Source organism: Oerskovia sp. NPDC060287 (genome assembly GCF_042726775.1).
GTDB classification, from domain to species: Bacteria; Actinomycetota; Actinomycetes; order Actinomycetales; family Cellulomonadaceae; genus Oerskovia; species Oerskovia merdavium.
Window position 1 is genome coordinate 1 of record NZ_JBHXBO010000294.1, and the last position, 4,366, is coordinate 4,366.

General features: G+C 73.4%; 3 protein-coding genes. 1 reads left to right on the forward strand and 2 read right to left on the reverse strand.

Going from position 1 to position 4,366, the window contains the following annotated elements; all coding sequences use genetic code 11:
- Nucleotides 1-32: 32 nt before the first annotated feature.
- Nucleotides 33-1,010: an electron transfer flavoprotein subunit alpha/FixB family protein gene (locus tag ACFWFR_RS17695; protein ID WP_377623903.1), complete on the reverse strand. Its 978-nt coding sequence runs from the start codon at nucleotides 1,008-1,010 to the stop codon at nucleotides 33-35.
- Nucleotides 1,011-1,021: 11 nt separating this feature from the next.
- Entirely contained in the window at nucleotides 1,022-1,831 is an 810-nt protein-coding gene (locus tag ACFWFR_RS17700) for an electron transfer flavoprotein subunit beta/FixA family protein (RefSeq protein ID WP_191799930.1), read from the reverse strand.
- Between the two features lie 179 nt (nucleotides 1,832-2,010).
- Between ACFWFR_RS17700 and glgX the strand changes: the two genes are divergently transcribed.
- Nucleotides 2,011-4,329, forward strand: a complete 2,319-nt coding sequence (gene glgX, locus ACFWFR_RS17705; RefSeq protein ID WP_377623904.1) for a glycogen debranching protein GlgX — start codon at nucleotides 2,011-2,013, stop codon at nucleotides 4,327-4,329.
- Nucleotides 4,330-4,366: the final 37 nt, after the last annotated feature.

The following is a 4,366-nucleotide window of genomic DNA, read 5'->3' on the forward strand; positions in this document are numbered from 1 at the left end:
CCTGCCGGGGCGTGCGTCGTTCGTGCGGGTGGTCAGCCCTTGTGCTCGCGGATGACCTTCGCCGCCTGCGGCAGCACCTCGGCGAGGTCACCGACGACCGCGAAGTCCGCGATCTCGAACAGCGGGCAGTCGGAGTCGTTGTTGACCGCGACGATGACCTGCGAGGCCTGCATGCCACCACGGTGGTGCGGAGCCCCCGAGATGCCCGCACCGATGTACAGGCGCGGCGCGATCGTCACGCCGGTCTGGCCGATGAACGTGTCGAACCAGCCCTCGTAGACCGCGTCGCGGGTCGCCCCCACGGCCGCGCCGAGCGCGTCCGCGAGCTCCTCGATCGGTGCGAAGTCACCGTCGGTGCCGCGCCCGCCGGCCACGACCGCCGCGGCCTCGGCCAGGCTCGGGCGCCCACCCTCGACGACCGGCTTCTCCTCGCGCGAGACGACCGTGATCCGCGTGGCCGAGGCCGGGACCTCGACGGGGAAGCCGATGACCTCGGTCGCGACCGAGGACTCGGCAGGCTCCGGCACGACCGAGTTGGCGCGGACCGTGAAGACCGCGACGTCCGTCGAGACCTCGCACGCGGTGTCCCACGAGCCGGCGAAGACCCGCTTGTAGCCCACCGCCTTGCCGTCCTCGGCACGGACCGCGGCCGCGTCGATCACGAGGCCCGCACCGAGCTCGTACGCGAGGCGCGCGGCGGCTTCCTTGTTGGGGAAGGTCGCCGAGAGCAGCACGACGTCGGCGTTCGCGCGGCGCACCGCGGTCGCGAGCGTCTGCGAGACGACGGCCGTCAGGTGCTCGGCGCCGGGGCTCAGGGACGTGGGCAGCTCGGCCTGGAGGACCGTGTCGACGCCGTAGGCGCCGAGCTGGGCGAGCGTCGTGACGCTCGGGCTGCCGAGCGTCACCGCCTTGGGTCGCCCGAGGCTGCGGGCGATGGTGAGGAGCTCGAGGGCCGCGGAGCGCAGCTGCGTCTCCGGGGAGTCGAGCAGGACGAGGACGTTGGTGGTCACGGTGTTCCCTCTCAGACCAGCTCGTTGCGGATGAGGAACTCGGCCAGTGCACGGCCGCCCTCGCCCTTGTCGACGACGACCTCGACCTCGGGGCGCGGCGGGCGCGGCGTGGCGCTGAGGATGTGCGTGCGCGCACCGGCGTCGCCCACCGTGGCGGGGTCGATGCCCAGGTCCGCGAGGCTCCAGACCTCGATGGGCTGGGTGCGCGCGGCCATGATGAGCTTGAAGTTCGGGAAGCGCGGCCAGTTCGCGTGGTCCGTCACCGAGACCACCGCGGGCAGCGGTGCCGAGAGCACCTCGAGGGCGTCGTCGAGCTCGCGCGTGACCTGAGCGGTCCGTGCGTCGGCGTCGACCTCGAGCTTGCCCGCGAGCGTGAGCTGCGGCAGGTCGAGCTCGGCCGCGAGCAGCACCGGGACGACGGACCCCAGCCCGTCGAGCGCGGCCATGCCCGTGACGACCAGGTCGACCGGGCCCTCCTCCTCGAGCTTGCGGATCGCGGCGGCCAGCGTGCTGACGGTGCCGAAGTAGTCCGAGCCCGCGAGCGCCTCGTCGCTCACGCGCACCCCGCGTCCGACGCCCATCTGGTACGCCTTGCGGATCGCGGTGTCGGACTCGGGGCCGGCCATGGTCAGGACGACGACCTCGGAGGACGACTGCTCGTCCTCGGGCAGCGACTCGACGATCTTCAGGGCGGCCTCGATCGCGTTCTCGTCGAGCTCGTTGAGCGTCCCCTCCTCCGACGAGCGCACGACGCGGCCCTCGTCGAATCGACGGTCGGCGTGGATATCGGGAACATACTTGACGGCGACGACGATCCTCATCGTGATGAGCTCCGTGGGTGGGCGACGGTGGACCCGGGACGAACCCGCACGCCAGGTCCCCTCGCGAGGACGCGGCACAGTCGAAACCCTACCGGGCAGCGCGCCGGCGCCGGGTGAGATCTTGCGCACGACCACGTGGTGAGCACGAACCGTCCACGACCGGGCCGCACAATGGAGGGGTGCAAGCGCTTGCCCCCACCCCCCGCCCCCGCCCCTCGCACGGCCCGGTCCCGCCGCTCGGCGTGCACCTCGCAGGAGACGGCGTCGACGTCGCCGTGCTCGCGTCGCACGCGAGCGCCGTCGACCTCTGCCTGCTCGACGTCTCCCCCGACGGTGAGATCCACGAGCGGCGCGTCGCGCTCGACGGGCCGAGCTACGGTGTCTGGCACGGTCGTGTGCCCGGCGTGCGCGAGGGGCAGCGCTACGGCTTCCGCGCCCACGGTCCCTGGGATCCCGCCGCAGGTCTCCGGTACAACCCCGCGAAGCTGCTCCTCGACCCGTACGCGCGCGGGCTCGTGGGCGAGCTCGACGAGGACCCCTCGACGCGCGGGCACGTGACCGAGCGCGACGCCTCGGGAGCGCTCCTCGGCGACCCGGGCGGTCCGGCCGACCCGCGCGACTCCGCGGCCCACGTGCCGCACTCGGTCGTCGTGGCCCCGCGCACGAACCACCCGCCCGTGCGCCGGCCGCAGGTCCCGTGGGCCGACACAGTGCTGTACGAGGCGCACGTGCGCGGCCTGACCATGCAGCTCGAGGCCGTGCCCGAGCCGCTGCGCGGCACCTACGCGGGGCTCGCTCACCCGGCCACGATCGCGCACCTCCGGGACCTGGGTGTCACGACGATCGAGCTCCTGCCGATCCACGCGTTCCTGTCGGAGCCGCACCTCGTGGCCAAGGGCCTGACCAACTACTGGGGCTACTCGACGGCCGGGTTCTTCGCCCCGCACGCGCCGTACGCGACGCGAGCCGCGCAGGAGGCCGGGCCGGGCGCCGTGGTCGACGAGGTCCGCGGCATGGTCCACCTGCTGCACGAGGCCGGGATCGAGGTCGTGCTCGACGTGGTCCACAACCACACGTGCGAGGGCGGGGTCGACGGGCCCCACCTGTCGTGGCGCGGCCTCGACAACCCCGTGCACTACCTGCACGACGGCGCGACCCCGGCCCGGCTGGCCGACGTCACCGGGACGGGCAACAGCCTCGACTTCCGGCGCGCCCGCGTGGTCCAGGCGACGCTCGACTCGCTGCGCTACTGGGCCCAGGAGATCGGGGTCGACGGCTTCCGGTTCGACCTCGCAGTGACCCTCGGTCGCGGGCCGAGCGGGTTCGACCCCGACCACCCGTTCCTCGTCGCGCTCCAGACCGACCCCGTGCTGAACGGGCTCAAGCTCATCGCCGAACCGTGGGACGTAGGCCCCGGCGGGTGGCGAACCGGGCAGTTCCCCGCCCCGATGGCCGAGTGGAACGACCGCTTCCGCGGCGCCGTGCGCCAGTTCTGGCTCGCCGACCCCCGTGAGGCCTCGCACGGGCGCCAGGGCCAGGGCGTGCGCGAGCTCGCGACCCGCCTGGCCGGGTCGGCCGACCTGTTCGGGCACAGCGACCCGCCGCTCATGCGCGGACCGGTCGCGTCGATCAACTTCGTGACGGCCCACGACGGCTTCACGCTCGCCGACCTCGTCGCCTACGAGCACAAGCACAACGAGGCCAACGGCGAGGGCAACCGGGACGGCAGCGACGACAACCGGTCCTGGAACCACGGCATCGAGGGACGGCTCGAGGACGAGGAGGCCGTGCTCGAGCACGGGGGGTTCGAGCCCGGGCTCGTGATCGCTCCCCTGCGGCGACGCTCGATCCGCAACCTCATGGCCACGCAGATCCTGGCCGCGGGCACCCCCATGCTCACGGCGGGCGACGAGATGGGCCGCACGCAGCGGGGCAACAACAACGCCTACTGCCAGGACGGGCCGCTGTCCTGGGTGAGCTGGGACCTGTCGCCGTGGCGCAAGGACCTGCTCGCGACCACGACGCACCTGCTCGCCCTGCGCCGCGAGCACGCCGCGCTGCGCAGCGACGCGTTCTTCCACGGCAGGCCGCGTCATGCCGCCGAGGACGCTGTCCCGGACCTCGCGTGGTTCGACTCCGCCGGGCGTCCTCTCGACCACGACGCCTGGCACGACCCCGGCTTCCGGGTCCTGCAGATGCTGCGCACGGGCCCGGACGAGGGCGACCGGGACGTGCTCGTCGTGGTCAACGGTGCGCTCGACACGGTCGAGGTCACGCTCGCCGAGGTGCCGGGGCGCGGCGGGGCTGCGGGCTGCGCCTGGGAGCTCGCGTGGGACTCCGACTGGGAGCACCCCACCGAGGGCGAGCACGGGGGCGAAGGCACCGAGGGCGCCGAGGGCGCCTCCGCCGACCAGGACCCCGCTGGCAGGACCGGCGCGCAGCCCGTCCTGCTCGAGCCCCTCAGCATGCAGGTCTACCTCTCCGCTCCGCAGCGCTGAGGGAGAGGTCCGGCGTCGGGGTAGAGGTCCCGAGACC